Origin of the sequence: Microbacterium sp. Leaf159 (genome assembly GCF_001423615.1) — a bacterium.
Classification (GTDB): Bacteria; Actinomycetota; Actinomycetes; order Actinomycetales; family Microbacteriaceae; genus Microbacterium.
This window is the reverse complement of sequence record NZ_LMOU01000001.1, coordinates 1-24,356: the sequence shown is the minus strand read 5'-3', so window position 1 is coordinate 24,356 and position 24,356 is coordinate 1. Positions and strand designations below refer to the sequence as shown.

Sequence of the window (24,356 nt, the reverse complement as noted above, 5' to 3'; positions counted from 1 at the left end):
AGATTGAGACTGTGAATGCACAGGAATCGTCCACGGCCGCCCGGCGCCCCGGCCGTCGCCCCGGGCCCGGCAGCACGCGTCTCGCCGTCCTGGAGTCCGCGCGTGCACGTTTCGCTGCCGACGGATTCGCCGCGACGACCATCCGTCGCGTCGCAGCGGACGCCGGGGTCGACGCGTCGCAGGTGATGCAGTTCTTCCGGTCGAAAGACGAGCTCTTCGCCGCCGTCATGGCCGTGCCCGCATCCGCGTTGGAACGCTTCGACACCGCTTTCGACGGACCCGACGAGCATCTCGGAGAACGCGTCGTCCGCGCTTACCTGCGCGCGTGGGAGGGCCCTGAAGAGGAATCCGAGCCGCTGATGGCGATGCTCCGAGGGGCCATCGTGAATCAGCACGCCAACGACCTGCTCCGGGACTTCATCCAGTCCCGCCTGAGCGACGGCACGCGAGCCCACAGCGATACCGATGCCGCACTCCGCACCGGCCTCGCCTCTGCGATGCTCGTCGGCATCGTCACGGCCCGCCGCATCATCGGCGTCCCCACGCTCGTCGACGCGGGCATCGAGGACCTCGTGCGGGTCGTCGGACCCGCACTCCAAGAAGTGCTCGCACCTCGAGGGGACTGAGCCCGCGCCGCGAGTGCGGCATACTCCGAAGTGAGCGAGAGGAACCGGCATGATGCAATCAGCGAACGACGAGGCGATCCCCCGCCGTGGTGGGGTCTTCCGCCGCCGGGCGCAGAGCGCAGCGTCGTCGGCAGCTGGAGCGACGACCCTGCGGACGCGCTACGTCGATCAGGGGCACCTCGTCAGGGCGCCGCGCGATACCACCGTCGAGAGCGCTCAGGCGTTCACCAATGCCAGCGAGAACCGCACCGCACTCCTGCTCTACCCCAAGCCCACCCCCGAGGACATCGCCGAGCTCGCGAGCACCTGGCACCTCCACCCGCTGCTCGTCGAAGACCTCCTGCACGCCGGGCAGCGCCCGAAACTCGAGCGCTACGAAGACACTCTCTTCCTCGTCATCCGATCCGCCTGGTACATCGACGCGACAGAAGACGTCGACTTCGCCGAGTTCCATGTACTCGTGCGGCCCCGAGCCGTGGCTGTCTTCTGCCAGGACGGCCGCTGGATCGACGGGCTCGACGCCGACGACGCCTCCGGCGCTGCCGACCGCGGCGACCAGACCCTCCTCGACGACGAGCAGCTGCTGCACCACGGACCTGAGGCCATCGTCTACAGGCTGCTCGACGCGATCGTCGACGGGTACACCCCCGTCCTTCGCGGGCTCGCCATCGACCGCGAACAGATCGAGCGCCAGGTGTTCGGCGGAGACGCGACCGTCACCGAACGCATCTACCGCCTGAGCCAGGAGGTCATAGACCTGCAGCAGGCGACGTCAGGCCTCTCCGAGGTGCTCGCCGCCTTGAGGAAGGGCTTCCGGCGCTACGACATCCCCGAACCGCTGCAGTCCTACCTGCAGGACGTCGCCGATCATCTCAGCCGCGTCGAGACGCAGGTCAGCGAACTCCGCGAGTCGCTCTCGCAGATCCTCACCGTCAACGGCACCCTGGTCGCGCAGCGGCAGAACGAGGACATGAAGAAGATCTCCGGATGGGCGGCGATCCTGTTCGCCCCGACACTGATCGGCGCGATCTACGGCATGAACTTCGACAACATGCCCGAGCTGCACTGGTCCTTCGGATACCCGCTCGCCATCGGCGGCATGATCGCATTCGCACTCGTGCTCTACGTCATCTTCAAGCGCCAGAAGTGGATGTAAGAGGCAAAAGGGAAGGGCACCTGCTCGACGCAGGTGCCCTTCCCTTTTCTCTCGCTGTTCTGCAATCGATCTGCGAACAGTCTTTGTGGTCGGGCTGACAGGATTTGAACCTGCGACCCCTTGACCCCCAGTCAAGTGCGCTACCAAGCTGCGCCACAGCCCGTTGTTCTGCACTCTCGCGCAGGCAACTCCCCTATCTTAGCCCCACTCGCGCGCGCTCCGCGAACCGAGCGACCGCCGGGCGTTGCGGGGTGTCGGAGGCCCGGCGTACCGTCGCATGCATGGTGACGATCACGACAGAGGTGGCGACGACCGCCCGATGGGATGATGTGCAGCATGCGCTCACCGGCGGCGGCGACGGCGCCAGCTGTCAGTGCATCTGGCCGATGCTGAGCAACAAGGACTGGAACGAGACGACGACCCCGCAGCGAACGGAGATGCTCCGCGACGAGATCGCCGATGGTCCCCCTCCGGGCCTGATCGCCTATGTCGACGGCGAGGCCGCGGGGTGGATCCGCATCGGACCGCGTTCGATGCAGGCGCGGATTCCGCGCACCCGCATGATCGCCGCCGCCACGGCGGAGCCGTTCGACGACGACGTCTCGGTCTGGGCGGTGACGTGTTTCGTCGTCCGCCGCGAGCATCGAGGTGCAGGACTCAACCACGAGTTGCTGCGTGCCGCAGTCGATTTCGCCCGAGCATCCGGAGCGCGACTCATAGAGGGCTACCCGGTCGACACCCGAGGCGAGAAGAAGCGCACCAACGATCTTTTCCACGGCACGCTGGGCACATTCCTGGCCGCCGGCTTCGAAGAGCAGGCCGAGATGAAGCCCGGCCGAGCCCTCGTCGCGTTGGAGCTGACGGCGTGACCGACGACTCGGAGCTCCCAGCGTCGATGGGCAAGGTCGCGCGACGTGAGCTGGCCCTGCACGGCTTCACGCGTCTCGATCAGTTCGACGGCGCCTCAGAGCGGGAGCTCCTCGCCATTCACGGCGTGGGGCCGAAGGCGATCCGCATCCTTCGAGAGTGCCTCGAGCTCCAGAGCCGCTCGCTCGCACCCTGACCGACGACTAGCGTGGGAGCATGAGCGAAGAGCATCCGACCATCGACGACCCCGAGCTCGGCACCTTCATCCGCGCGACGACCGAGCTCTCCGACGGCACGGTCCTCACTCATGACTGGTACGCCGGCGGAACCGTCGCTCAGGGCGCACCTCTCGACCTCATGATCGAGGGCACGAACTCGGACGAGGCGAGCGCCCTGCTCCCCCACGTCCACGAGACCATCGCCGCTCTCGCGGTTCTCCGTCGCCTCGCCTCCGACGCCATCGTCGCGGCCTTCAGCACGGGAACGCCTGAGCAGCACGAGCTCGACGACGCCGCATCCGATCTCACCCTCGAGACCCTCGAGGCTTCCGCCGACGGAACCATCGTGCTGCACTTCATCGACTCGTGCGGCGAGCACTTCCCCGAGGGCTACTGGCCCGCAGTGCATCTCGGCACCGACGGTCAGATCACGCAGGTGACCGTCGAGTCCTGAACGGGCAGACGCCATCCCGCCCGCCATACGATGGGAGGATGCAGCGCCGCCCGACCTCCCCGCCTCTGTGGGCCTTCGTCCCGTACATCACAGTGTCGGCGATCCATGTGGCGTTGCTCGCTCTCGAGAGCCCTGCGGCAGGCCCGAGCAAGCTGCTGTTGATGCCGCTGCTCGCGCTCCCCGTGCTCGTGTCGATGCGCGCGATCCGCTCACGCGCCGCCTTGGCCCTGCTCTTCGCGGCGATCGTGTTCTCCTGGCTCGGCGACAGCGCGGGAGCACTCTTCCCCGACGCTCCCGAGGTGCCGCTCATGCTCCTCTTCTTCGGGATCGCGCATCTGGCATACATCGCCCTCTTCATCCGCCATCTCAGCCGCGGCCGGATGCCGTGGTGGGCGCTGGTATACGCCGCATGGTGGGTCGCGATGCTCGCCTTCCTCGGCCCGCACACGGGAGCGCTGCTCATCGCCGTCGCGGTCTACGGGCTCGTCCTCGGCGCGACCGCCGCGCTCTCGACCCGGTGTCACCCACTCGTCGCCGTCGGTGGTGCGTTCTTCCTCACCAGCGACACCCTTCTGGCTCTGCGACTCTTCCTCCCTGACTCACTCCCCTCCTGGAGCAGCCCGGCGATCATGGCGACCTATACGATCGGGCAGGGGCTGATCATCGCCGGTGCGCTGATCACCCTGAGAAAGCGAGGAGCCTGATGGCTGATGCCGCACGGGTCGACAGCTGGCTCTGGGCGATCCGCGTCTACAAGACACGTTCGGCCGCGACGACCGCATGCCGCGCGGGGCATGTACGCGTCAACGGCGACAAGGTCAAGGCCGCACAGCACATCCGCATCGGTGACGAACTGCGCGTGCGCATCGCCGGCTTCGACCGCATCCTCTTCGTGCGACAGCTGCTCGTCAAGCGCGTCGGCGCGCCTCTCGCCGCGCTGGCATACGAAGACCGCACGCCGGAGCGCGAGCCTCAGGCGGCACTCGGACTGCGCGATCGAGGCGCGGGCAGGCCCACGAAACGCGAGCGCCGGGACATCGACCGGCTGCGCGGGCGCGGCGCGGAGGATGACGGCATATTCCACGGCTGACCCTGGGATCATTCGAACATATATCCTAAACTGAGGTATGGCTCAGCGCACCGATCTCGACCTCGATCTCGAGGAGCGCTGCCGACTGCTTGACGAGTGGGTCGACACGCGACGTCGGATCGCTGCCCTCGAGGCTGAATCCTATGCACTCCTCGTCGAGCGCATAGGCGTGCACGACAGCGACGTCTCCGAAAGCCCTCACCACCGCGATGCGATCTACCGCTCGATGATCGCGGAGTACTCCGCGGCCGGGCACATCCCGAAGGGGTCGATCGAATACGCCTTCACCGACGCGCGCACCCTGTCACGAGCGCTCCCTGCCATACAGGCTTCGTTTGCCGCGGGCTCGATCAGTGCGCACCATGTCCGTGAGATCGTGCGCGCCAGCGAGATCGTCGACGACGCCATCCGAGACGGCCGTGTGGAAGCCGCGACGATGGGGCTCTACGAGACCGCAGTGCTCGTGGTCGCCGAACAGGACACTGCTTCGCGCACGAAGCCCCACGCTCGCAAGGTCGCGGCGGGCCTCGTGGGCGAGACCGTCGTCGAGACTCAGCGGCGCGCAGCGACCGAACGCTGCGTCAGCGTCAGGTCCGTCGGCGACGGCCTGGCGGCGCTCACAGCGATTCTGCCCGAATGGGTCGCGGTGGCGATCTCCGATCGGCTCACGCAGATGGCGCGACAGATCGCTCGCACCCGCGACGAGCGAGAGCCGATCCTCAAGCCTCTCGACGACACCGAGAACTCGCTCCGCCTCTCCGACCTCTCTCCCGAAGACCCGCGATACGACGCCTACTTCGAAGCCGGAGTCATCGCCGCCGACGGCACGTTCGTCGTCGATCCGCTCGCCGGTCTGATCGACCCGATGACCGATCCGTCCAGCCCCGACATCGAGCATCTCTCCGGTGACGTACGCACTTTCGACCAGATCCGCGCTGACGTCCTCGCAGACCTCCTACTTACGGCCGATCCGAGTGAAGCGAACGGCACCGGGCTCGAGAACATCTCGGCCCGGATCCAGGTCACCGTTGCCGCGAGTACTCTCGCCGGAGACGACGACCGACCGGCCGAACTCGACGGTCACGGACCACTGGATCCCGATGTCGCGCGCGGGCTCGCAGGCCACTGCAAGGGATGGGCGCGCCTGTTCCTCGACGCGACCGGCCTGGTCGCCGAGACCGACTCATACTCCCCCACAGAGCAGATGAAGCGCTTCCTTCGAGCGCGAGATGAGCACTGCAGGTTCCCCGGATGCAGGATGCCGGTGCACCGATGCGAGATCGACCACAACCACGACCATGCCCGCGGCGGACGAACACGCATCGACAATCTCAGTCATTTCTGCGCCACGCACCACTCGCTCAAGCACCCTGACATCGATGAACGCTTTCGATGGACCGCCCAGCAGACTCCCGATGGGACAGTCACCTGGACGAGTCCACTCGGTCGGAGCTACGCCGACCCACCGCGTCGACGGGTCATGTTCGTCTGAGGGCTCTGTCGCGTGATCGTGCGCGCCGAGGGATGCATCGACCCCACGCCCCCGAGGAACACATCGCGCCCGAGCCCACCGAGCAGTGCTTCGCGCTCGCGCCCACACCGAGACAGATGGGTCTCACTCCGCGTCAGTCTGCGCGCCGCACCCGGCACCGGCTACTGCGGCAGCAGTTCCTGCAGCCAGCCGGCCGAGTGGATCTGCACGGTGCCTGCCGCCTCGACCCGACTCTGCAGCTCGCGGTCGCTCGTGACGACCACGACATGCTGTCCCGCACTCGCTCGTCGCTCGACCTCGGCGACGATCGCATCGTCTCCTGCCGCTTCGGCGCGCACGACCGAGACGCCACCCGCCGGCAGCAGCTCCGGCACTTCCGCATCAGCATCCGACAAAGGGGCAGTGATCCCTCGCGCCTGCCCTTCCACCACGAGAGCGATCTCCGGGAACCAAGTCGTTCCGCCAAGGCCGAGGTCAGACGCCGGCACAACAAGCCCATCCAGGCGCGAGGCGAGACGCGTCGCCGCACCGGCACGGTCCTTCCACCATCCGTCCGGCACGGAACCGACGACGTTCGCGCTGTCGACGACCAGCGCCGGGCGCAGGCTGAGCAGTTCCCGCAAGACAGGCCAGGCGCTGCCGAACCCCGGGTGCAACGGACGCGAGTCAACCTCGTCGACCGGCACCCACTCGAGAGCCACACTCTCCGGGTCGCTGATCACCGGTTCGAACGGCCGCACCACGTCGGCGATCACGGTCGTGTACGACCAGACATCCAGATCGAGAACGCTCGTGAAGCGGGGCCGCACAGAGCCGTCTGGCACACCCGCTTCCTCCTGCGCCTCGCGCACGGCACCCACGATCGCGCTCTCGCCCGCATGCAGAGCACCACCCGGCAGACCCCAGGTGCCGCCGAAGTGGCTCCACGAGACCCGGTGCTGCAGCAGAATCCCGCGGTCCGGATCGACCGCCAGCAGACCGGCTGCGCCGAAGCGTCCCCAGTACTTCTCCCCCGACGGCGCGATCACCCAGGCATCGCCAGGGTTCCGCGGCCCGTCCGGGCGACGCGGTTCACCGGCAGCGGGAGGTACGACAGTCACCCCTTCAGCCTGTCACAGCATCCGGGTAACGGCATCCGCGCGGGTCATATGCGGGAACAGCCGTGCGCGCAGGCTGCACATCGGGCATTCGGGCGGATGCACGAAGCACGCGGGCACAGCCGTATCGGCAGATCGCACGTCATGGGCATTCGGGCGGATGCACGCAGCACGCGGGACGCCGGACGCCGGAACGGCCGTAACCGCAGCGCTGCATGTCCTGCGCATTCGTGTGGATGCCCGCAGACACAGCTGTGCCCGCGCGAGTTCGCGCGGGCACAACTGACGTCTCGGCTGCGACTCAGCGCTGGCGCTTCTCGCGGACACGCATGTTGATGACGATCGGGGTTCCGTCGAACTCGTACAGCTCGCGGAGGCGACGCTGGATGAATCGGCGGTATCCCGGGTCGAGGAAGCCGGTGGTGAACAGCACGAACGTCGGCGGACGCGTCGACGCCTGGGTACCGAACAGGATGCGCGGCTGCTTTCCTCCACGCAGCGGATGCGGGTGCTCGGCGACGAGCTCGGCGAGGAAGGCGTTGAACTTGCCGGTCGGGATGCGACGGTCCCAGTTCTCGAGAGCCGTCTCGAGCGCAGGCACCAGCTTGTCGAGGTGACGACCCGTCTTGGCCGAGATGTTCACGCGCGGGGCCCAGGCGACGTGCGCCAGGTCCTGCTCGATCTCACGCTCGAGGTAGCGTCGGCGGTCGGCGTTCTCGAGATCGTCGTCGTTCAGACGATCCCACTTGTTGAACGCGAGCACGAGCGAGCGACCGGACTCGAGCACGAGATCGATGATCCGCACGTCCTGCTCGCTGATCGTCTCGGACACATCGAGGACGACGACTGCGACCTCGGCCTTCTCGAGAGCGGCCGAGGTGCGCAGCGAGGCGTAGAAGTCAGCACCCTGCGCCATGTGCACGCGACGACGGATGCCGGCGGTGTCGACCAGACGCCACAGCTTGCCGCCGAGCTCGACGATCTCGTCGACCGGGTCGCGGGTCGTACCCGCGAGGTCGTTGACGACCACACGCTCCTCACCTGCTGCCTTGTTGAGCAGCGAGGACTTGCCGACGTTCGGGCGACCGAGGATCGCAACGCGACGAGGTCCTCCGATCTCCGCCTTCGCGACCGCGGAGACATCAGGAAGCGTCTTCAGCAGAGCGTCGAGCAGGTCGGCGACTCCACGACCGTGGATGGCCGAGACCGGGTGCGGCTCGCCGAGTCCGAGGTTCCAGAGAGCCGCGGCCTCGGGCTCCTGGCGGGCATCGTCGATCTTGTTCGCGACGAGGAAGACGGGCTTGCCGCTCTTGCGGAGCAGCTTCACGACGTGCTCGTCGGTCGACGTGGCGCCGACCATCGCGTCGACGACGAACAGCACGACGTCGGCGAGATCGATCGCGACCTCGGCCTGAGCGGCGACGGAGCGGTCGATACCGCGAGCGTCGGGCTCCCAGCCGCCGGTGTCGACGAGCGAGAAGCGACGGTCGGCCCACTCGGCCTTGTACGTCACGCGGTCGCGGGTCACACCGGGGGTGTCCTCGACGACGGCCTCACGGCGGCCGAGGATGCGGTTCACGAGAGCGGACTTGCCGACGTTCGGTCGACCGACGATCGCCACGACCGGCAGTGCGGGGAAGAACTGGATCCCGTCCTCGCCCATCGTGATCCCGGCGAGGAGCGCAGCATCCTCGTCGTCCAGGTCATAGTCGGCGAGACCGGCGCGCAGCGTCTCGGCGCGCGCCTCGGCGAGCTGCTCGTCGAGCTGCTCCATCTTCTCGGCGAGCTGGTCGGGGCCGCCTTCGTATTCGTCGTCAGCCATGCTGTACTCCTCGGATTCGTTCGATCACCGTGAGGACGGCGTCGATGGTCTGTGGGAAATCGAGCTCCGTCGAATCGACGACCTCGACGCCCTCTGCGGCGTTCAGGAAGTCGACGACGGCGCTGTCGGATGCGTCGCGCTTGTGCAATGCGGCGGCGACGGCCTCGGCGTTCTCGCCGGCGAGCTCGCCGGCACGTCGTGCGGCGCGCACCTCGGGAGCGGCCGTGAGAAGGATGCGCACAGGCGCATCCGGGGCGACGACGGTCGTGATGTCCCGCCCCTCGACGACGACGGCCGGGTACGGCGCGTCGGCGACGAGAGAACGGAACAGACGATTGACCTGCTCGCGCACCTCGGGCACGCGCGCGACACCGCTCACGGCGCCGGAAACCGACGGCTCGCGGATCGCGTCGGTGACATCCGCGTCTCCTACCTGAACTGTGCGGTCGTCAGGATCGAGGCCCAGTCGCACCGGGAACTCGGCGACGGCGGCGAGGACCGCTTCGGCATCCGCCGTGTCCGCACCCCGGTCGAGAACATGCCAGGCGAGTGCACGGTAGGCGGAACCGGTGTCGAGGTAGCCGAATCCGAGCTTGCGGGCGACGGCCTTGGAGACGCTGGATTTGCCGGAGCCGGCGGGTCCGTCGATGGCGATGAAGTCAGTCATTGGTGGTACCTGCAATCCGCCAGCCGCGTTCCTGGAGTCCGGTGATCGCCCCGTGCAGTGCAGCGGGCTCGACGCTGATCTCGGCGAGACCGAACTGAGCGCCCGGCGAGTGCTCGAGGCGGAGGTCCTCGACGTTCACACCGAGCTCGCCGAGCTCACCGAACAGTCGACCGAGCTGACCTGCGGTGTCGTCGATCATGACGACGAGGGACTCGAACCTCTGGTTCTGACCGTGCTTGCCCGGCAGACGTTCGACGCCGTCATTGCCCTGCCGGATCGTCTCGGCGACCACGCGCCGGGCACCGGGCGCCTCGGGCGCGCGCAGCGCATCCGACACCTCACGGAGATCGGCTGCCAAAGCGTCGAGGATCTCCACGACGGGCTCGGCGTTCGCACCGAGGATCTGCACCCAGAGCTCAGGAGCGGATGCCGCGATGCGCGTCGTGTCACGCACTCCCTGGCCCGACAGGCGCAGCGCGCCCTCATCGGCCACCGCGAGCCGTCCGGCGAGGAGGCTGGCGACGACCTGCGGAACGTGCGACGTGAGAGCGACGGAGCGGTCGTGCTCCTCCGGGGTCATCTCGAGCGGCATCGCGCCGACATCGAGAGCGAGGGCCTCGACGAGAGCGAGGTCTGCAGCCCTGGTGTCGGCATCGCGGCAGACGACCCAGGGACGACCGATGAAGAGGTCGGCGCGCGCGGAGATCGCTCCGCCGCGCTCGCGTCCGGCGAGCGGGTGAGAGCCGATGTAGCGGGTGATGTCGACGCCGCGGTCGCGCAGGCTGCGGAAGGGTTCGAGCTTCACGCTCGCGACGTCGGTGACGACCGCATCGGGAAATCGGGCAAGCTCCGCCTCGATCACGTCGGCCGTGACATCAGGCGGCACGGCGACGACGATGAGCGTCGGTGCGTCGTCGTCGGCCACGGCACGACCTGCGCCGTAGTCGATCGCCAGGCGCAGCTGTGCGGGTGAGGTGTCGGCGAGGACGACGTCGATGCCCTTGGCGCGGAGCGCGTGGCCGATGCTCGCACCGAGCAGACCGGCGCCGACGACGCGCACGGTTCCGGAGAGCCTGGCCGCGATTCGCGGCGCGACAGAACTCCGGGCCCCCGTGGGCGCACTCGTCGTATCGGTCACTCGTTCTCCTGCTGCTCGCCTGGCGCCTCGGCGACACCGGAATCACGGCGCGACAGAGTCAAGAGCGCGCCCAGTTCGATTTTAGTCAGTTCGCGCGTCTTCCCAACCGGGAGGGTTCCCAGGTGCAGCGGGCCGAACTGCCGACGCACGAGCTCGGTGACAGGGTGGCCGACCGCGGCCAGCATCCTGCGCACGATCCGGTTGCGCCCCGAGTGCAGGGTCAGCTCCACGAGGCTCGACCCGCGGGAGGTGTCCAGCAGGCGCGCCTTGTCTGCGGCGATCGGCCCGTCCTCGAGCTCGATCCCCTTGGTGAGCTTCGAGATCGTCTGAGCCGTCACCTCGCCTTCGACCTTGGCGATGTAGACCTTGGTGACGCCGAACGACGGGTGCGCGAGCACGTGTGCGAGGTCGCCGTCGTTCGTCAGGACCAGCAGGCCGCTGGTCTCGGCGTCCAGACGTCCGACGTTGTAGAGGCGCTCCTCGTAGTCATCGGTGAACCGGCGGAGGTCGGGGCGGCCGTTCTCGTCACGCAGGCTGCTCACGACGCCGGTGGGCTTGTTGAGCATCACATAGCGCTTCGACACATCGAGCTGCACAGCGGTGCCGTCGACGTCGATGAGGTCGTTCTCGGGGTCGACGCGCCGACCGAGCTCGGTCACGGTCACGCCGTTGACACGGATTCGTCCTTCGACGATGTACTGCTCGATCACGCGCCGCGAGGCCACGCCCGCCGCTGACAGCACCTTCTGCAGGCGCACGCCCTCGGGTGTCTCGAAGCCGCTCATCGGATGGTCCCTTCGTTGAAACTGAAACTCTGCGTCGTGGCCACGCGAACGGCCGTCATCGGTACCGGGATCATCGGATGGTCCCTTCATCGGAACCGCGACGCTGTGCCGTACCGACCGCGTTCGATCCGATCGGATCGGATGACGTCATCGGATGGTCCCTTCGTCGAAGCCGTCCGCGCCGTCGTCGAGCAGAGGAGAGATGGGGGGCAGCTCGTCGAGCGAGTTGATGCCCAGATGCTGCAGGAGTGCGTCGCTGGTGCCGTAGTTGATCGCACCGGTCTCGGAGTCCGAGAACAGCTCCGTGATGAGGCCGCGCGCAAGCAGCGTGCGCACCACGGAATCGACGTTCACCGCACGGATCGACGCCACCTGGCTGCGAGTGACCGGCTGCTTGTAGGCGATCACCGCGAGCGTCTCGAGCGCCGCCTGCGACAGCCGCGCAGGCGCCTGGCCACCGACGAACTCGGCGACCACGTCGTCGTGATCCTCGCGGACGTAGAGACGCCACCCGCCGCCGACCTCGCGGAGCTCGAAACCGCGCCGCGGTCCTTGCCCCTTGCCGTCGTAGTCGTCGACGAGCGTCTCGATCGTCTGACGAACTGCGGCGACGGGCGAGCCGACTGCGGCCGCGAGTGCGACGAGCCCGATCGGCTCGTCGATGATCAGCAGGATCGCCTCGATCCGTTCGGAGAGAGGCGATTCACGGACGACCTCGTCGGTCGGGGCTTCTGTCACGTCATCGGTCATAGTCGGCTCCCAGCGATGCCAGAGTCTCGTCCGACCAGGAGTCGGCGGCCCAGCGGAGTGTCAGCTCGCCGAGCGGTTCCAGTTGTTCGAAGGACAGGGCGGCGTGGCGATACAGCTCCAGCACGGAGATGAATCGCGCGACCACGATCCCCGGCTCGGTCACGCCCGCGACCAGCTCGCGGAAGCTCACCGATTCGGCAGTGCGCAACAGGGTCACGACGATCGCTGCCTGCTCCCGGATGCTCACGAGCGGCGCGTGCAGGTGGTCGAGCCCGACATGCGGGATCTCCTTCGGCGCGAACGCCAGCAGCGCCAGAGCGGCGAAGTCGTCGGCGCTGAGCGACCAGACGAGCTCGGGTGTCTTCTTGCGATGCTTCTCGTCCAGACGCACGGCCCGCACATGGCGGCGATCCTCGCGCTGCAGGCAGCGGGCGAACCATGACGCGACCTCTTTGAAGGCACGGTACTGCAGGAGGCGCGCGAAGAGCAGATCGCGGGCTTCGAGCAGTGCGACAGCCTCGGCATCCACCAGCTCGCCCTGCGGCAGGAGCCCCGCGACCTTCATGTCGAGCAGGGTCGCCGCGACCACGAGGAACTCAGAGGCCTGGTCGAGCTCCTCGTCGTCGTCGAGCTCTTTGAGATATGCGATGAACTCGTTCGTGACGGCGCTCAGCGACACCTCGGTGATGTCCATCTCATGCTTCGAGATGAGGGTGAGCAGCAGGTCGAAGGGTCCGTCGAAGTTCGTCAACGACACCCGGAATCCCGGATCGGCGACCGGTGGATCGCTGAGATCGGCAGGTGCCGGTCCCTCGGCAGCCGTGGCTGCGGCCTCAGCCGCTGTGTCGGACGGCTCGACCTCAGGCGACAGCGCCACGGGCGACCAGCTCCCGCGCCAGCCGCAGGTACGCCTGGGCGGCGGCGTGCTCCGGAGCGAACTCGGTGATGGGCACACCGGACACCGATGCGTCGGGGAACTTCACCGTACGACCGATCACGGTCTCGAGCACATCGTCGCCGAACGCCTCGACCACACGCTCGAGAACCTCGCGCGAGTGCAGCGTGCGCGGGTCGTACATCGTGGCGAGAAGGCCGTCCATCGTGATCGACGGGTTCAGCCGGTCGCGCACCTTGTCGATGGTCTCGATCAGCAGGGCCACGCCACGCAGCGCGAAGAACTCGCATTCCAGCGGGATGATCACGCCGTGCGCCGCGGTCAGCGCGTTGACGGTCAGCAGACCGAGCGACGGCTGGCAGTCGATGAGGATAACGTCGTACTCCCCCGCCACCTGACGCAGCACGCGGGCGAGGATCGTCTCACGCGCGACCTCGTTGACGAGGTGCACCTCGGCGGCGGACAGGTCGATGTTGGCGGGCATCACGTCGAGCCCCTCGACGCCCGACTGCACGATCGCATCGTGTGCGTCACGCTTGGTGTCGAGCAGCAGATCGTAGATCGTGGGCACGTCGTGCGTCTGGATGCCGAGACCGGCCGACAGCGCACCCTGCGGGTCGAAGTCGACGGCGAGGACCTTGCGCCCGTATTCGGCCAGTGCCGCGGCGAGGTTGATCGAGGTCGTCGTCTTGCCGACGCCGCCCTTCTGGTTGCACAGGGCGATGATGCGAGCGGGACCGTGCGAGGCGAGCGGTTCCGGGGTCGCGAAGCCGTGATAGGGACGCCCGGTGGGTCCCATGGGTGTGTCGTCGGTCTTCGACGTCTTCGCCCTGGACTTCGCCGCGTTCTCAGCCACCGATTCTCCTGCTCCTTCGTGCTTGGTCGATTCTAGCGATCGCCCGGGGGGATCGACGCCTCAGCCCCGGCGATCCCGCGTTTTCGCCGTGCCGCCCGCGCGTGGCGGGTCAGCGTGCTCGGGGGTGGGAGGTCGCGTAGATGTCGCGCAGGGTGTCCACCGACACGTGGGTGTAGATCTGGGTCGTCGCCACCGACGCGTGCCCGAGCAGCTCCTGCACGACGCGCACATCGGCGCCGCCCTGCAGCAGATGCGTCGCGAAAGAATGGCGCAGGGTGTGCGGCGAGACCTCTGCGGTGATCTGCGCCTGCTCGGCGGCCGCACGGATCACGAGCCACGCGCTCTGCCGAGACAGCGGGGCACCGCGCGCACCGAGGAACAGGCGGGCCGACGCTCTCCCCTTCGCCGCGAGCCCTGGCCGCACCCGCGTGAGGTACGCATCCACCGCCGTGCGGGCGAACGATCCGATCGGGACGATGCGCTCCTTCGACCCCTTGCCCCGAAGCCGCAGGACATCGCCGTGGGCGAGGTCGTCGACGTCGAGGCCCACGGCCTCCGACACCCGCGCCCCGGTCGCGTAGAGCAGCTCGAGAAGGGCCCGGTCGCGGATGCCGAGGGGGTCATCGCCCGACGGGGCGGCGAGGAGCCGCTCGATCTGATCGATGGTCAGCGCCTTGGGCAGGCGCTGCGGAGCCTTGGGTGGTCTCAGCCGGCCACTGGGGTCGTCGCTCTCGATGCCCTCGCGGGCGAGGAACCGGTGCCACCCCCGCACGGATGACTGCAGTCGGGCGAGACTCGTCGCGGCCGGTGCCGGGTCGGCGGAGGAGCGATCTGCGATGAAGCGTCCGACGACCGCCGGCGTGATCTCGGCGGTGTCGACGATGCTCGCAGCATCCAACCACTCGAGGTAACCGCCGAGATCTCGACGATAGGCGGAGATCGTGTGCTCGCTCAGCCCGCGTTCGATCGTGACGTGACGCAGGTACGTGTCCAACGCACGATCGAGCTGCATGCTCAGCTCCGGTCGCGCAGCCTCTGCGCGGCCGCGAGCACACCGATGCTGAGGATGCCGTTGCGCATGCGGCCGTCGAGCACGGCGCTGACCGCGTCGTCGAGAGCAACCCATTCGACGCGGATGTCGGCCTCTTCGTCCTCCCGCGCATGCGCGGACGGTGCTGCCGAGATACCCGTAGCGAGGAAGATGTGGATCACCTCGTCGTTGCCGCCGGGTGTGGTCCACGACGAGACGAGGGGCTCCCAGTCGGCGGCGACCAGGTCGGCCTCCTCGGCGAGCTCGCGGCGAGCAGCCTCGACGGGCTCCTCCCCCGGCATGTCGAGCAGGCCGGCGGGCAGCTCCCAGTCGCGGTGACGGATCGGGTGCCGATACTGCTGGATCAGCAGCACGCGCCCGTCGTCATCGAGCGCGAGGATCGCGACGGCCCCCGTGTGCGCGACATACTGGCGGCGGATCTCGCCGTCGCCGTAGCGCACGCGGTCGTCACGCACGTTCCAGACGACGCCCTCGAACCCGACCTCGCTGTGGAGGACCTCGGGCTCGAAGGGCTCGTCCCGCAGCGCGTCGAGATCAGGCATCGGCTCCGCCGAACTCATGCATCGGCTTCCACGTCGAACAGCTCGCTCGACCGGTGACGCTCGATCGCGGCTCCGACCAGACCGCGGAACAGCGGGTGCGGGTCGGTCGGACGCGAGCGGAGCTCGGGGTGGGCCTGCGTGGCGATGTAGTACGGGTGCACGTCGCGCGGAAGCTCGACGTACTCGACGAGGTCGAGTTCGGGGTTCAGCCCGGAGAACACGAGACCGGCCTCGGAGAGACGCGTGCGGTACGCGTTGTTGACCTCGTAGCGGTGGCGGTGGCGCTCCGAGGCCTCCGGGGCTCCGTACAGCTCGCGCGCCAGCGATCCCTCGGCGAGTGCGGCCTGGTAGAGCCCGAGGCGCATGGTTCCACCCAGGTCGCCGCCGTCGAGGATCTCGACCTGCTCGGCCATCGTCGCGATGACGGGCTCTGTGGTCTCGGGGTCGAACTCGCTCGAGGATGCTCCGGCGATGCCGGCCACGTCGCGGGCGTACTCGATGACCATGCACTGCAGGCCGAGGCAGAGTCCGAGGGTGGGGATGCCCTGCTCGCGTGCGAACTTCAGCGCACCGAGCTTGCCCTCGATGCCGCGGATGCCGAATCCACCGGGCACGCAGATGCCGTCGAGTGCGGCGAGCTGCTCCTGCGCGCCCTCGGGGGTCTCGCAGCGGTCCGAGGGGATCCAGCGGATGTTGACCTTGGTCTCCTGGGCGAAGCCGCCGGCCTTCAGCGCCTCGGTGACCGAGAGGTAGGCGTCGGGGAGGTCGATGTACTTGCCGACCAGGCCGATCGTCACCTCGTGCTTGGGGTTGTGCACCGCGTGCAGAACCTTGCTCCAACGCGACCAGTCGACCTCGTCCGCGGCCTTCTGATCGAGGCCGAGGCGGCGCACGATGTACGTGTCGAGTCCCTGGTCGTTGAGCGTCGACGGGATGTCGTAGATGCTCGGCAGGTCGACGGTGTTGATGACGCCTTCGGCGTCGACGTCGCACATGAGCGCGATCTTGTTGCGGTTGCTCTCGCTGACCGGACGATCGCTGCGCAGCACGAGCGCGTCGGGCTGGATGCCGACCTGGCGGAGGGCTGCGACCGAGTGCTGGGTGGGCTTGGTCTTCTGCTCGCCCGACGCACCCATGAAGGGCACGAGCGACACGTGGACGAAGAACACGCTGTCGCGACCGAGTTCGTGGCGGAGCTGGCGTGCCGCCTCGAGGAACGGCTGCGATTCGATGTCACCGACCGTGCCGCCGACCTCGGTGATGATCACGTCGGGACGGGGATCCTCGGTCGCCTGCAGACGCATGCGTCGCTTGATCTCGTCGGTGATGTGCGGGATGACCTGCACGGTGTCGCCGAGGTACTCGCCGCGGCGCTCGCGGGCGATGACCTGCGAGTAGATCTGGCCGGTCGTGACGTTGGCGGCCTGCGACAGGTTGATGTCGAGGAAGCGCTCGTAGTGTCCGATGTCGAGATCGGTCTCGGCGCCGTCGTCCGTGACGAAGACCTCGCCGTGCTGGAACGGGTTCATCGTGCCCGGATCGACGTTCAGGTACGGGTCGAGCTTCTGCATGACGACGCGGAGTCCGCGTGCCGTCAGAAGGTTTCCGAGGCTTGCGGCAGTGAGCCCCTTACCCAAAGACGAAACGACACCACCCGTCACAAAGATGTGCTTGGTCGTGTCGTTCTTGGGCCCCGCAGAAGAAGAGTTCATCACGGGCTTCGATCCTATCAGTCAGTGGAGGTGCCGAGGGTGAGAAGTTCCCGAGCATGGGTGATCGCTGCATCCGAATCGGTCAGTCCGGAGAGCAGTCGGGCCATCTCTGCCTCGCGCTCCTCCCCTTCCAGACGGCGGACACTGGACGCCGTGACCGCGCCATCGTGGGATTTGACGACCGACAGATGGTTCGTGGCGAACGCCGCGACCTGTGCGAGATGCGTCACCGCGATGACCTGAGACTTCTCGGCGAGTCGGGCGAGTCGTCGTCCGACTTCGATCGCCGCAGCCCCGCCGATGCCGGCATCGACCTCGTCGAACACGAAGGTCGGCACAGGGTCTGTCCCGGCGATCACGACCTCGATCGCGAGCATGACACGGGAAAGCTCTCCTCCGGACGCCCCCTTGCCGACCGATCGCGGCTCGGCTCCGGGATGCGGCGCGAGCAGGATCGCGACGTCATCGCGGCCGTGCGCGCTCTCGGCGCCCGGCGTGACGGCGACCTCGAGTCGCGCGTCGGGCATCGCGAGCGCGTGCAGCTCATCGCTCACGGCGACGCCGAGCTTCGCGGCGGATGCCGTGCGCTCGGCGGTCAGTGCATCCGCATGGGCGTCGAGTTCGGTGCGAGCGGCGTCGCGCTCCGCCTCGAGCCGATCCAGTCGCTCGCCGTCGTCGTCGAGTTCGGCGAGTCGAGCAGAACCCGTCTGCCACAGCTCCAGAGCCTCGTCGAGCGAACCGTGCGCGCGGATCAGGGTGCCGAGGGCCGCGCGGCGCTCCTCGACCGCTGCGAGCTCATGAGGGCCGGTCTCGTCGAGATCGGCGAGGTACGCGGACAGCTGGCCTGCGACATCGGCGATGCGATAGCCGATGTCGGCGAGGCCGGCGGAGATCTCGGTGAGAGACGTGTCGGAGACGCGCTCGAGCGCTCGACGCGCTTCGGCGATCAGAGCGGATGCGTCGGGCTCGCCCTCTTCGTTCGAGAGCGCGCCGTGGGCCAGGGAGGCGGCGAGACGGAGCTCCTCGGCATTCGCCAGGCGTTCGGCCCGCGCGGACAGCTCGACGTCCTCGCCCGGCTCGGGCGCAGCGGCCTCGATCAGAGCGAGGGCCTCGCGCAGACGCGCGGCCTCTTCGGCCCGCCGATCGCGGTTCTCCGTGATGTCGATGATCTCGGCGTCGAGCTCGCGCCAGTGCGCGAACGACGACGCGTAAGCCTCGAGCGCTGTGGCGATGGAGGCACCTCCGAAGCGGTCGAGAGCATCGCGCTGAGCCGCGGACGAGCGCAGTCGAAGCTGCTCGGACTGTCCGTGGACGACGACGAGTTCCTCGGCGAGGGCGGAGAGCACCCCGGCAGGCGCTGCGCGGCCTCCGACGCTCGCGCGGCTGCGCCCTTCGGCACTGAGAGTGCGCGACACGTACAGCTCGGCAGCGCCCGCTCCTGCGGGCTCCAGCTCTCCCCCGGCGTCCGCGACGATGTCGGCGACCTCGCCGGTCTCGGGGACGATCCAGACTCCGGCGACCGATGCCTGCATCGCTCCTGCCCGCACTGCACCGGAATCCGCACGCTGACCGAGCAGCAACCCCAACCCTGTAACGACCATGGTCTTGCCCGCACCGGTCTCGCCGGTGATGGCGGTGAACCCTGCGCCGAGAGGCAGCACGGCATCGGCGATCACGCCGAGCCCCTGCATCCGCATCTCCTCGATCATGCGGTCGGCCCCTGTCCTCTCCAGCCCGCGACCGGCAGCTGGAACTTGCGCACCAACCGGTTCGTGAACTCGGTGGGGTGCAGACGGGCGAGCCGCACGGGGCGCGACGAGCGCCGCACCACCACGCGGGCGCCCGGCGGAAGATCGTGCGATCGTCGCCCGTCGCACCAGAGGATGCCGGCGCCCGAAGTGCCTTCGAGCATCTCGATCGCCACTGCGGCGTCCGGGCTGACGACGAGCGGCTTCGCGAACAGTGCGTGGGCTGAGAGCGGCACGACGGCGATGGCCTCGACGCTCGGCCAGATGACAGGGCCTCCTGCCGAGAAGTTGTAGGCGGTGGACCCGGTCGGGGTCGACACGACCATGCCGTCGCAGCCGAAACTCGACAGCGGGAGTCCGTCGATCTCGAGCACGACCTCGATCATGCGCTCACGACTGGCCTTCTCGACCGTCGCCTCGTTGAGGGCGAAGGTCTCGTAGACGACCGTGCCGTCGACGTCCTTGACCCGCACGGACAGCGCCAGACGATCCTCGACCTCGTAGTCGCGGTCGATGACGCGGCGCACGGCAGCGTCCATGTCGTCCCGATCGATCTCGGCGAGGAACCCGACGTGGCCCATGTTGATCCCGAGCACCGGTGCCGCGCAGCCGCGCACGAGCTCGGCGGCGCGGAGGATCGTACCGTCGCCTCCGAGGACGATGGCGAGTTCGAGTTCTTCCTGCTGCACCGTCTCGCCGAGCACGTCGACGTCGGCGAAGCGAGGGTCGACCGCGCGCAGGTCGACGCTGTCGTCGGCCGCGAGCACCGGACGCGCACCGGCGCCGCGGAGTTCATCGATCACCTTCCGGGCCGCGTCGACGGTGTCTTCGCGCCCGGCGTGGGCGACGACCAGGATGTTGCGCTCGTTCATCGTCTCCCTGCCAGTGTGTTGATGCGGTCCGACCATTCTGACGGATCGCTTCCGCGCCCCGGCGCGAGGTGCAGAAGATACTCCGAGTTGCCGTGGGTCCCCAGGATCGGGGAGGGAAGGATGCCGAGCATCCCGAGCCCTGCGTCGAATGCGCTCCATGCGGTGCGAGCCACGGCGTCCGCGCGAGTCGCGGGGTCGGTGACGAGCCCGCCGCGCACCGCGGTGCGCCCGACCTCGAACTGCGGCTTCACCAGCAGCACGATGTCGGCCGTGGGAGCCGCGACATCCGCGACTGCGGGAAGCACGAGCTCGAGGGAGATGAAGGAGAGATCGCCGACGATCAGGTCGGGAGCCTCGGTCTCACCCGTGACGTCCGTCAGGTTCTCGGGCGTCATGTGACGGACGTTGTAGCCCTCGACGAGCACGACGGCCGGGTCGGCCGCGATGGACGACGCCATCTGGTCGTGCCCGACGTCGACAGCGAGAACCCGACGAGCTCCGCGCTCGCGGAGCACCTGGGTGAATCCGCCCGTGGAGGCTCCCATGTCGAGCGCGAGGCGCCCCTCGACAGAGATCGCGAAGCCGTCGAGTGCGGCGATCAGCTTGTGGGCCGCGCGGCCGACGTAGTGATCGGTCGCCGCGACGGTGATCTCGGCGGAATCAGCGACGGGCGTCGACGCCTTCACCACCGGTCGGCCGTCGATGCTCACCACGCCTTCTGCGATCAGAGTGGCGGCGTGGGTGCGCGAACGGGCGAGACCTCGCGCGGCGAGGGCGGCGTCGAGTCGCGTCATCGGGCACCCGGCGCGTCGCGCTGATCGAGCTTCGTGCCGCTGTCGAGGCGGCGGGAGAGCTCGTCGTGCAGCCCGGAGTATGCGCCCGCCCGGGCAGCGAGAGGCTGACCCTCGATCAGGCGCAGGCGACTCCACAGACCGTCGGTCGGTGCATTCGTCGTCTCTTCGCTCACGGTTCTACTGTACGCGGCGGCGCCGACACGTCGGCGGAGCCACGGCGGCAGAAGCCACCTGGCACGCGCCGGTGCTGATCAGGGACGGTGGAACGGGTCGTCGTAGAGACGCTCGGGGACGCGAAGCACGAACACCGGAGTTCCGGATGCCCAGATCGCGGCCGCACCGGCGCGCAGCAGGTCGATCTGCGAGTCGCCCTCGTCGACGATCTCGACGTCAGCCCCGACGACACGGACGGATGCACCGTTCACCGAATGGATGCCGTCCCTCGACGTGACCTCGGGGTACGGCTCATGCAGTTCCCGAAGATCGCTGAGGATGTACGTCGGCCGGGATCCTTCAGGAGCCGCGAGCACGTGCTTGGGGCGGTCGATGCCCGTGAGCACGAGCGCGGAGTCGATGCCTGCGCGGACGGCACCGAGGATGTCGGTGTCGAGGCGGTCTCCGATGAACAGGGGCTTCTTCGCGCCGAAACGCTCCGTCGCCTCTTCGAAGATCGGGGTCTCGGGCTTTCCTGCAACGGTCGCGAGACGGCCGATGGCCGTGTGCACGGCGGACACGAGCGTCCCGTTGCCGGGCGCGACACCGCGTTCGCGCGGGATCGTCCAGTCGGTGTTGGTGGCGATCCAGGGGATGCCGCCGTCTTCCTCCGGCACCTTCAGCGCGAAGGCGGCCTCGGCCAGATCGGTCCAGGCCACTTCGGGAGCGAAGCCCTGCACGACGGCGTCCGGAGCATCCTCAGCGCTGCGGGTCACCGTGTAGCCGGCTTTCTCCGCCTCGTCGACGAGTCCTGCTCCCCCGACGATCAGCAGCGTCGCCGGTGGCGGAACGATCCCGGCGAGCAGGCGCATCGCCGCCTGCGGGCTGGTGATCACATCGGCCGGCGCGACTTCGAGGCCGAGGCTCGTCAGGTGCTCGGCGACCGAGGCATCCGTGCGCGACGCGTTGTTCGTGATGTACCCGAGTCGCGCAGATGCCGCGGCGGCGTTCAGGCTCTCCACTGCGTACGGCAGAGCGCCCGGCCCCGCATAGACGACACCGTCGAGGTCCGCCAGCACGGCATCCACCCCGTCGAGAGGCGTCCGAAGCGCAGGCTTCTTGGAGAACAACCCCACTACGCATCCTCGGAGGACTCGGACGCGGAGCGCTTCTCGTCCTCCCGGGCAACGTCTGACTCGTCGGACTCGGACTCGTCGGTCCCGGACTCATCGGACCCGGACTCATCGGACTCGGACTCATCGGACTCGGACTCATCGTCGTCTTCGCCGAGAAGCTCGCGCACCTCGTCGTCGATCGAGGGTTCGGGCTCGATGTCTGCGTCGTCGTTGGCGTCTGCATCTGCATCTGCATCTGCATCTGCGTCGTCCGTGACGGCTTCAGCCGCATCAGCGTGAGAGTCGTCAGCGCCGGGCTGCTCAGCGTGATCCTCATCGTCGAAGTCGCCCTCGATGAGGCCGTCCTCGATGAAGATCTCCTCGTCGCCGGCCTCGTCGACACCGAGTGCTTCGGCAGCGACCTCGGCGCGGTGCGCCCAGAACTCGGCCTCGTCGGTGCGTCCCAGATCTTCGAGAACCGCGGCGCGAGCGGCGAAGAGCGCGGGGCTCCACTCGAACGCGCGATCCGGGTCGAGTTCCGGGATCTCGAGCTCGCCGAGTGCGAGTTCCAGGTCGCCCTGGTCGAGACGTGCGCCCGACATGGCGATCGCCAGCGAGACGCGAACGGGGGTGGTGAGAGCGGAACGGTCGATCGCGCGGCCGGTCTCGAGCGCTCGGTCGGGGCGACCGATCCCGCGCTCGCTGTCGACCATGAGGGCGATCTGATCGTCCTTGCCGGAGATGCGACGGTACGTGCGCAGCTCGCGGAGAGCAAGAGCGAAGTCCTCGGTCGCATAGGCCGTGATGCCGAGCGTCTCGCGGACGATGGCGATACGACCTGCGCGACGCGACGCCGCGAGGGCGTGCTCGTGGGCGAGTGCAGGGTCTTCGTCGATGAGACGGGATGCCATGGCCAGGTGACGCGCGACGAGGTCGGCGTTCTCCTTGCTCAGCGTCTTCAGCTCGTTGCGAGCAGAGGTGTGCAGATCGCGCGCAGTGACCTCATCAGGGATGTGCGGGTCGTTGAACCGCGGACGATCACCATCGGCCTGGACGGGACGTTCGCGACCCGCTCCCCCGCGCTGCGGGTAGGAGCGAGACGAGTCACGGTCCTGGCGGGGCGCACCACCATCGCGGTTGTCGCGGTTGTACCCACCGGTGCGGGGCGCACCGCCATCGCGGTTGTCACGGTTGTAGCCACCCGTACGGGGCGCACCGCCATCGCGGTTGTCCCGGTTGTACCCACCCGTGCGGGGAGCACCACCATCGCGGTTGTCCCGGTTGTACCCACCCGTGCGAGGAGCACCGCCATCGCGGTTGTACCCACCGGAGCGAGGGGCACCGCCGTCGCGGTTGTCACGGTTATAGCCACCCGTACGGGGAGCACCGCCGTCGCGGTTGTACCCACCGGAGCGAGGGGCACCACCATCGCGGTTATACCCACCGGAACGGGGAGCACCGCCATCGCGGTTGTCCCCGTTGTAGCCACCTGTGCGGGGAGCACCGCCATCGCGGTTGTCCCGGTTGTAGCCACCCGTGCGAGGTGCACCGCCATCACGGTTGTACCCACCGGAACGGGGAGCACCGCCGTCACGGTTGTAACCGCCCGAACGAGGGGCACCGCCGTCGCGGTTGTCGCGGTTGTACCCGCCCGAGCGAGGTGCACCACCATCGCGGTTGTCGCGGTTGTACCCACCCGAACGAGGAGCACCACCGTCGCGGTTATCGCGGTTGTACCCACCCGTGCGAGGAGCACCACCATCACGGTTGTCGCGGTTGTACCCACCCGTGCGAGGAGCAGCACCGTCGCGGTTGTACCCACCGGAGCGAGGGGCTCCTCCGTCGCGGTTGTCGCGGTTGTACCCACCCGAGCGAGGTGCACCACCATCGCGGTTGTCGCGGTTGTACCCACCAGAGCGAGGGGCACCGCCGTCACGGCTGTAGCCACCCGTGCGGGGAGCACCACCATCGCGGTTGTCACGGCTGTAGCCACCCGTGCGGGGAGCACCACCGTCACGGTCGTCGCGGTTGTACCCACCCGAGCGGGGAGCACCACCATCGCGGTTGTAGCCGCCCGAACGGGGAGCACCACTATCGCGGTTGTACCCACCGGAACGGGGAGCACCACCGTCACGGTTGTCGCGGTTGTACCCACCCGAACGAGGAGCACCACCATCACGGTTATCGCGGTTGTACCCACCCGAACGAGGAGCGTCATCGCGACGGGGGCCGCTGCTGCGGTTCTGGTCGGGGCGTCCGCCGGAAGGACGGTGACCGCGCGATCCATTGTCGTCGTTGCGACGCGGACGGCGCTCTTGGTCTTCCGGCATGATGCTCCCTGTTCTAGATGTTGTTAACGCAAAATGGCCACCCAACGATGGGTGGCCATTTGCTTAAAAGAAGTCCGGCGGTGTCCTACTCTCCCACAGGGTCCCCCCTGCAGTACCATCGGCGCT

The 24,356-nt window shown here is 68.2% G+C and carries 26 protein-coding genes and 1 tRNA gene; 9 read left to right on the top strand and 18 right to left on the bottom strand.

From position 1 onward, the window contains the following. The first annotated feature begins 11 nt into the window (after positions 1-11). Together ASF80_RS00130 and ASF80_RS00125 are read left to right on the top strand one after the other, a co-directional pair. Entirely contained in the window at positions 12-626 is a 615-nt protein-coding gene (locus tag ASF80_RS00130; RefSeq protein WP_056306919.1) for a TetR/AcrR family transcriptional regulator, read from the top strand. Between the two features lie 49 nt (positions 627-675). Next, positions 676-1,782: a magnesium and cobalt transport protein CorA gene (locus ASF80_RS00125; protein ID WP_056306918.1), complete on the top strand. Its 1,107-nt coding sequence runs from the start codon at positions 676-678 to the stop codon at positions 1,780-1,782. Between the two features lie 86 nt (positions 1,783-1,868). On the opposite strand, the gene ASF80_RS00120 is transcribed toward ASF80_RS00125, so the two are convergent. Further along, positions 1,869-1,945, bottom strand: a tRNA-Pro gene (locus ASF80_RS00120). A gap of 118 nt (positions 1,946-2,063) precedes the next feature. Here ASF80_RS00120 and ASF80_RS00115 point away from each other — a divergent pair. From ASF80_RS00115 to ASF80_RS00090, 6 genes are read left to right on the top strand one after another with little or no spacing between them, the layout of a single operon-like run. Continuing rightward, positions 2,064-2,651 (top strand): GNAT family N-acetyltransferase, encoded by a 588-nt coding sequence (locus tag ASF80_RS00115; RefSeq protein WP_056306916.1) that lies wholly within the window; start codon positions 2,064-2,066, stop codon positions 2,649-2,651. Further along, the gene (locus tag ASF80_RS00110; protein ID WP_056306914.1) at positions 2,648-2,845 is read left to right on the top strand and encodes a hypothetical protein; all 198 of its coding nucleotides are present in this window, start codon (positions 2,648-2,650) and stop codon (positions 2,843-2,845) included. Before ASF80_RS00115 ends, ASF80_RS00110 begins: the two co-directional genes overlap by 4 nt. A 20-nt stretch (positions 2,846-2,865) precedes the next feature. Then, positions 2,866-3,321: a hypothetical protein gene (locus ASF80_RS00105; protein ID WP_056306912.1), complete on the top strand. Its 456-nt coding sequence runs from the start codon at positions 2,866-2,868 to the stop codon at positions 3,319-3,321. 38 nt (positions 3,322-3,359) lie between these two features. Continuing rightward, a complete protein-coding gene (locus ASF80_RS00100) occupies positions 3,360-4,025 on the top strand; it encodes a lysoplasmalogenase (RefSeq protein WP_056306910.1) in 666 nt (221 codons plus the stop codon). Then, positions 4,025-4,411 carry an RNA-binding S4 domain-containing protein gene (locus tag ASF80_RS00095; protein ID WP_056306908.1) on the top strand — a complete coding sequence of 129 codons (387 nt, stop codon included), beginning with the start codon at positions 4,025-4,027 and terminating at the stop codon, positions 4,409-4,411. Before ASF80_RS00100 ends, ASF80_RS00095 begins: the two co-directional genes overlap by 1 nt. 37 nt (positions 4,412-4,448) lie before the next feature. After that, complete coding sequence (locus ASF80_RS00090) at positions 4,449-5,903, top strand: HNH endonuclease signature motif containing protein (RefSeq protein WP_056306906.1); 1,455 nt, start codon at positions 4,449-4,451, stop codon at positions 5,901-5,903. 161 nt (positions 5,904-6,064) lie between these two features. Here the strand turns inward: ASF80_RS00090 and ASF80_RS00085 are convergent, their stop codons facing one another. The 17 genes from ASF80_RS00085 to ASF80_RS00010 form a co-directional block, all read right to left on the bottom strand. Next, positions 6,065-7,003: an NUDIX domain-containing protein gene (locus ASF80_RS00085; protein ID WP_056306904.1), complete on the bottom strand. Its 939-nt coding sequence runs from the start codon at positions 7,001-7,003 to the stop codon at positions 6,065-6,067. Between the two features lie 298 nt (positions 7,004-7,301). After that, the gene (gene der, locus ASF80_RS00080; RefSeq protein ID WP_056306901.1) at positions 7,302-8,822 is read right to left on the bottom strand and encodes a ribosome biogenesis GTPase Der; all 1,521 of its coding nucleotides are present in this window, start codon (positions 8,820-8,822) and stop codon (positions 7,302-7,304) included. Next, positions 8,815-9,489: a (d)CMP kinase gene (cmk, locus tag ASF80_RS00075; RefSeq protein ID WP_056306899.1), complete on the bottom strand. Its 675-nt coding sequence runs from the start codon at positions 9,487-9,489 to the stop codon at positions 8,815-8,817. Before cmk ends, der begins: the two co-directional genes overlap by 8 nt. Then, positions 9,482-10,627 (bottom strand): prephenate dehydrogenase, encoded by a 1,146-nt coding sequence (locus tag ASF80_RS00070; RefSeq protein WP_082488127.1) that lies wholly within the window; start codon positions 10,625-10,627, stop codon positions 9,482-9,484. The genes cmk and ASF80_RS00070 overlap by 8 nt, the downstream gene beginning before the upstream one ends. Next, positions 10,624-11,412: a pseudouridine synthase gene (locus ASF80_RS00065; RefSeq protein ID WP_056306897.1), complete on the bottom strand. Its 789-nt coding sequence runs from the start codon at positions 11,410-11,412 to the stop codon at positions 10,624-10,626. The genes ASF80_RS00070 and ASF80_RS00065 overlap by 4 nt, the downstream gene beginning before the upstream one ends. 147 nt (positions 11,413-11,559) lie before the next feature. Next, positions 11,560-12,162: an SMC-Scp complex subunit ScpB gene (scpB, locus tag ASF80_RS00060; RefSeq protein WP_056306895.1), complete on the bottom strand. Its 603-nt coding sequence runs from the start codon at positions 12,160-12,162 to the stop codon at positions 11,560-11,562. Next, positions 12,152-13,039 (bottom strand): segregation and condensation protein A, encoded by an 888-nt coding sequence (locus ASF80_RS00055; protein ID WP_056306892.1) that lies wholly within the window; start codon positions 13,037-13,039, stop codon positions 12,152-12,154. Before ASF80_RS00055 ends, scpB begins: the two co-directional genes overlap by 11 nt. Further along, complete coding sequence (locus ASF80_RS00050) at positions 13,023-13,856, bottom strand: ParA family protein (RefSeq protein WP_056311554.1); 834 nt, start codon at positions 13,854-13,856, stop codon at positions 13,023-13,025. Before ASF80_RS00050 ends, ASF80_RS00055 begins: the two co-directional genes overlap by 17 nt. Before the next feature lie 166 nt (positions 13,857-14,022). Beyond that, positions 14,023-14,925 carry a site-specific tyrosine recombinase XerD gene (xerD, locus tag ASF80_RS00045; RefSeq protein ID WP_056306891.1) on the bottom strand — a complete coding sequence of 301 codons (903 nt, stop codon included), beginning with the start codon at positions 14,923-14,925 and terminating at the stop codon, positions 14,023-14,025. 2 nt (positions 14,926-14,927) lie between these two features. Next, entirely contained in the window at positions 14,928-15,506 is a 579-nt protein-coding gene (locus ASF80_RS00040; protein ID WP_056311552.1) for an NUDIX domain-containing protein, read from the bottom strand. Positions 15,507-15,520: 14 nt separating this feature from the next. Next, a complete protein-coding gene (locus tag ASF80_RS00035; RefSeq protein WP_056306889.1) occupies positions 15,521-17,218 on the bottom strand; it encodes a CTP synthase in 1,698 nt (565 codons plus the stop codon). Positions 17,219-17,235: 17 nt separating this feature from the next. Continuing rightward, a complete protein-coding gene (recN, locus tag ASF80_RS00030) occupies positions 17,236-18,927 on the bottom strand; it encodes a DNA repair protein RecN (RefSeq protein WP_056306887.1) in 1,692 nt (563 codons plus the stop codon). Next, positions 18,924-19,838 carry an NAD kinase gene (locus ASF80_RS00025; RefSeq protein WP_056306886.1) on the bottom strand — a complete coding sequence of 305 codons (915 nt, stop codon included), beginning with the start codon at positions 19,836-19,838 and terminating at the stop codon, positions 18,924-18,926. Before ASF80_RS00025 ends, recN begins: the two co-directional genes overlap by 4 nt. Further along, a complete protein-coding gene (locus tag ASF80_RS00020) occupies positions 19,835-20,632 on the bottom strand; it encodes a TlyA family RNA methyltransferase (protein WP_056306885.1) in 798 nt (265 codons plus the stop codon). Before ASF80_RS00020 ends, ASF80_RS00025 begins: the two co-directional genes overlap by 4 nt. Further along, positions 20,629-20,805 (bottom strand): hypothetical protein, encoded by a 177-nt coding sequence (locus tag ASF80_RS19065; RefSeq protein WP_164481733.1) that lies wholly within the window; start codon positions 20,803-20,805, stop codon positions 20,629-20,631. The genes ASF80_RS00020 and ASF80_RS19065 overlap by 4 nt, the downstream gene beginning before the upstream one ends. Positions 20,806-20,883: 78 nt before the next feature. Continuing rightward, positions 20,884-21,921: an HAD-IIA family hydrolase gene (locus tag ASF80_RS00015; protein WP_056306884.1), complete on the bottom strand. Its 1,038-nt coding sequence runs from the start codon at positions 21,919-21,921 to the stop codon at positions 20,884-20,886. Continuing rightward, positions 21,921-22,811 carry a hypothetical protein gene (locus ASF80_RS00010; protein ID WP_056306882.1) on the bottom strand — a complete coding sequence of 297 codons (891 nt, stop codon included), beginning with the start codon at positions 22,809-22,811 and terminating at the stop codon, positions 21,921-21,923. Before ASF80_RS00010 ends, ASF80_RS00015 begins: the two co-directional genes overlap by 1 nt. A 6-nt stretch (positions 22,812-22,817) precedes the next feature. Here ASF80_RS00010 and ASF80_RS18840 point away from each other — a divergent pair, with 6 nt between their 5' ends. Continuing rightward, on the top strand, positions 22,818-24,257 hold the full coding sequence (locus ASF80_RS18840; RefSeq protein WP_157520955.1) for a hypothetical protein: 1,440 nt from the start codon (positions 22,818-22,820) through the stop codon (positions 24,255-24,257). The last annotated feature ends 99 nt before the right edge of the window (positions 24,258-24,356 follow it).

What these genes read in the sequence shown, in the direction of transcription:
- ASF80_RS00100 (WP_056306910.1), top strand. Translation starts at nt 3,360, where the DNA reads ATGCAGCGCCGCCCGACCTCCCCGCCTCTGTGGGCCTTCGTCCCGTAC.
- der (WP_056306901.1), bottom strand. Translation starts at nt 8,822, where the DNA reads ATGGCTGACGACGAATACGAAGGCGGCCCCGACCAGCTCGCCGAGAAG.
- recN (WP_056306887.1), bottom strand. Translation starts at nt 18,927, where the DNA reads ATGATCGAGGAGATGCGGATGCAGGGGCTCGGCGTGATCGCCGATGCC.
- ASF80_RS00090 (WP_056306906.1), top strand. Translation starts at nt 4,449, where the DNA reads ATGGCTCAGCGCACCGATCTCGACCTCGATCTCGAGGAGCGCTGCCGA.
- ASF80_RS00065 (WP_056306897.1), bottom strand. Translation starts at nt 11,412, where the DNA reads ATGAGCGGCTTCGAGACACCCGAGGGCGTGCGCCTGCAGAAGGTGCTG.
- ASF80_RS00040 (WP_056311552.1), bottom strand. Translation starts at nt 15,506, where the DNA reads ATGCCTGATCTCGACGCGCTGCGGGACGAGCCCTTCGAGCCCGAGGTC.
- ASF80_RS00115 (WP_056306916.1), top strand. Translation starts at nt 2,064, where the DNA reads ATGGTGACGATCACGACAGAGGTGGCGACGACCGCCCGATGGGATGAT.
- scpB (WP_056306895.1), bottom strand. Translation starts at nt 12,162, where the DNA reads ATGACCGATGACGTGACAGAAGCCCCGACCGACGAGGTCGTCCGTGAA.
- ASF80_RS00095 (WP_056306908.1), top strand. Translation starts at nt 4,025, where the DNA reads ATGGCTGATGCCGCACGGGTCGACAGCTGGCTCTGGGCGATCCGCGTC.
- ASF80_RS00125 (WP_056306918.1), top strand. Translation starts at nt 676, where the DNA reads ATGATGCAATCAGCGAACGACGAGGCGATCCCCCGCCGTGGTGGGGTC.
- ASF80_RS00035 (WP_056306889.1), bottom strand. Translation starts at nt 17,218, where the DNA reads ATGAACTCTTCTTCTGCGGGGCCCAAGAACGACACGACCAAGCACATC.
- ASF80_RS00025 (WP_056306886.1), bottom strand. Translation starts at nt 19,838, where the DNA reads ATGAACGAGCGCAACATCCTGGTCGTCGCCCACGCCGGGCGCGAAGAC.
- cmk (WP_056306899.1), bottom strand. Translation starts at nt 9,489, where the DNA reads ATGACTGACTTCATCGCCATCGACGGACCCGCCGGCTCCGGCAAATCC.
- ASF80_RS00020 (WP_056306885.1), bottom strand. Translation starts at nt 20,632, where the DNA reads ATGACGCGACTCGACGCCGCCCTCGCCGCGCGAGGTCTCGCCCGTTCG.
- ASF80_RS00105 (WP_056306912.1), top strand. Translation starts at nt 2,866, where the DNA reads ATGAGCGAAGAGCATCCGACCATCGACGACCCCGAGCTCGGCACCTTC.
- ASF80_RS00050 (WP_056311554.1), bottom strand. Translation starts at nt 13,856, where the DNA reads ATGGGACCCACCGGGCGTCCCTATCACGGCTTCGCGACCCCGGAACCG.
- xerD (WP_056306891.1), bottom strand. Translation starts at nt 14,925, where the DNA reads ATGCAGCTCGATCGTGCGTTGGACACGTACCTGCGTCACGTCACGATC.
- ASF80_RS00010 (WP_056306882.1), bottom strand. Translation starts at nt 22,811, where the DNA reads ATGGCATCCCGTCTCATCGACGAAGACCCTGCACTCGCCCACGAGCAC.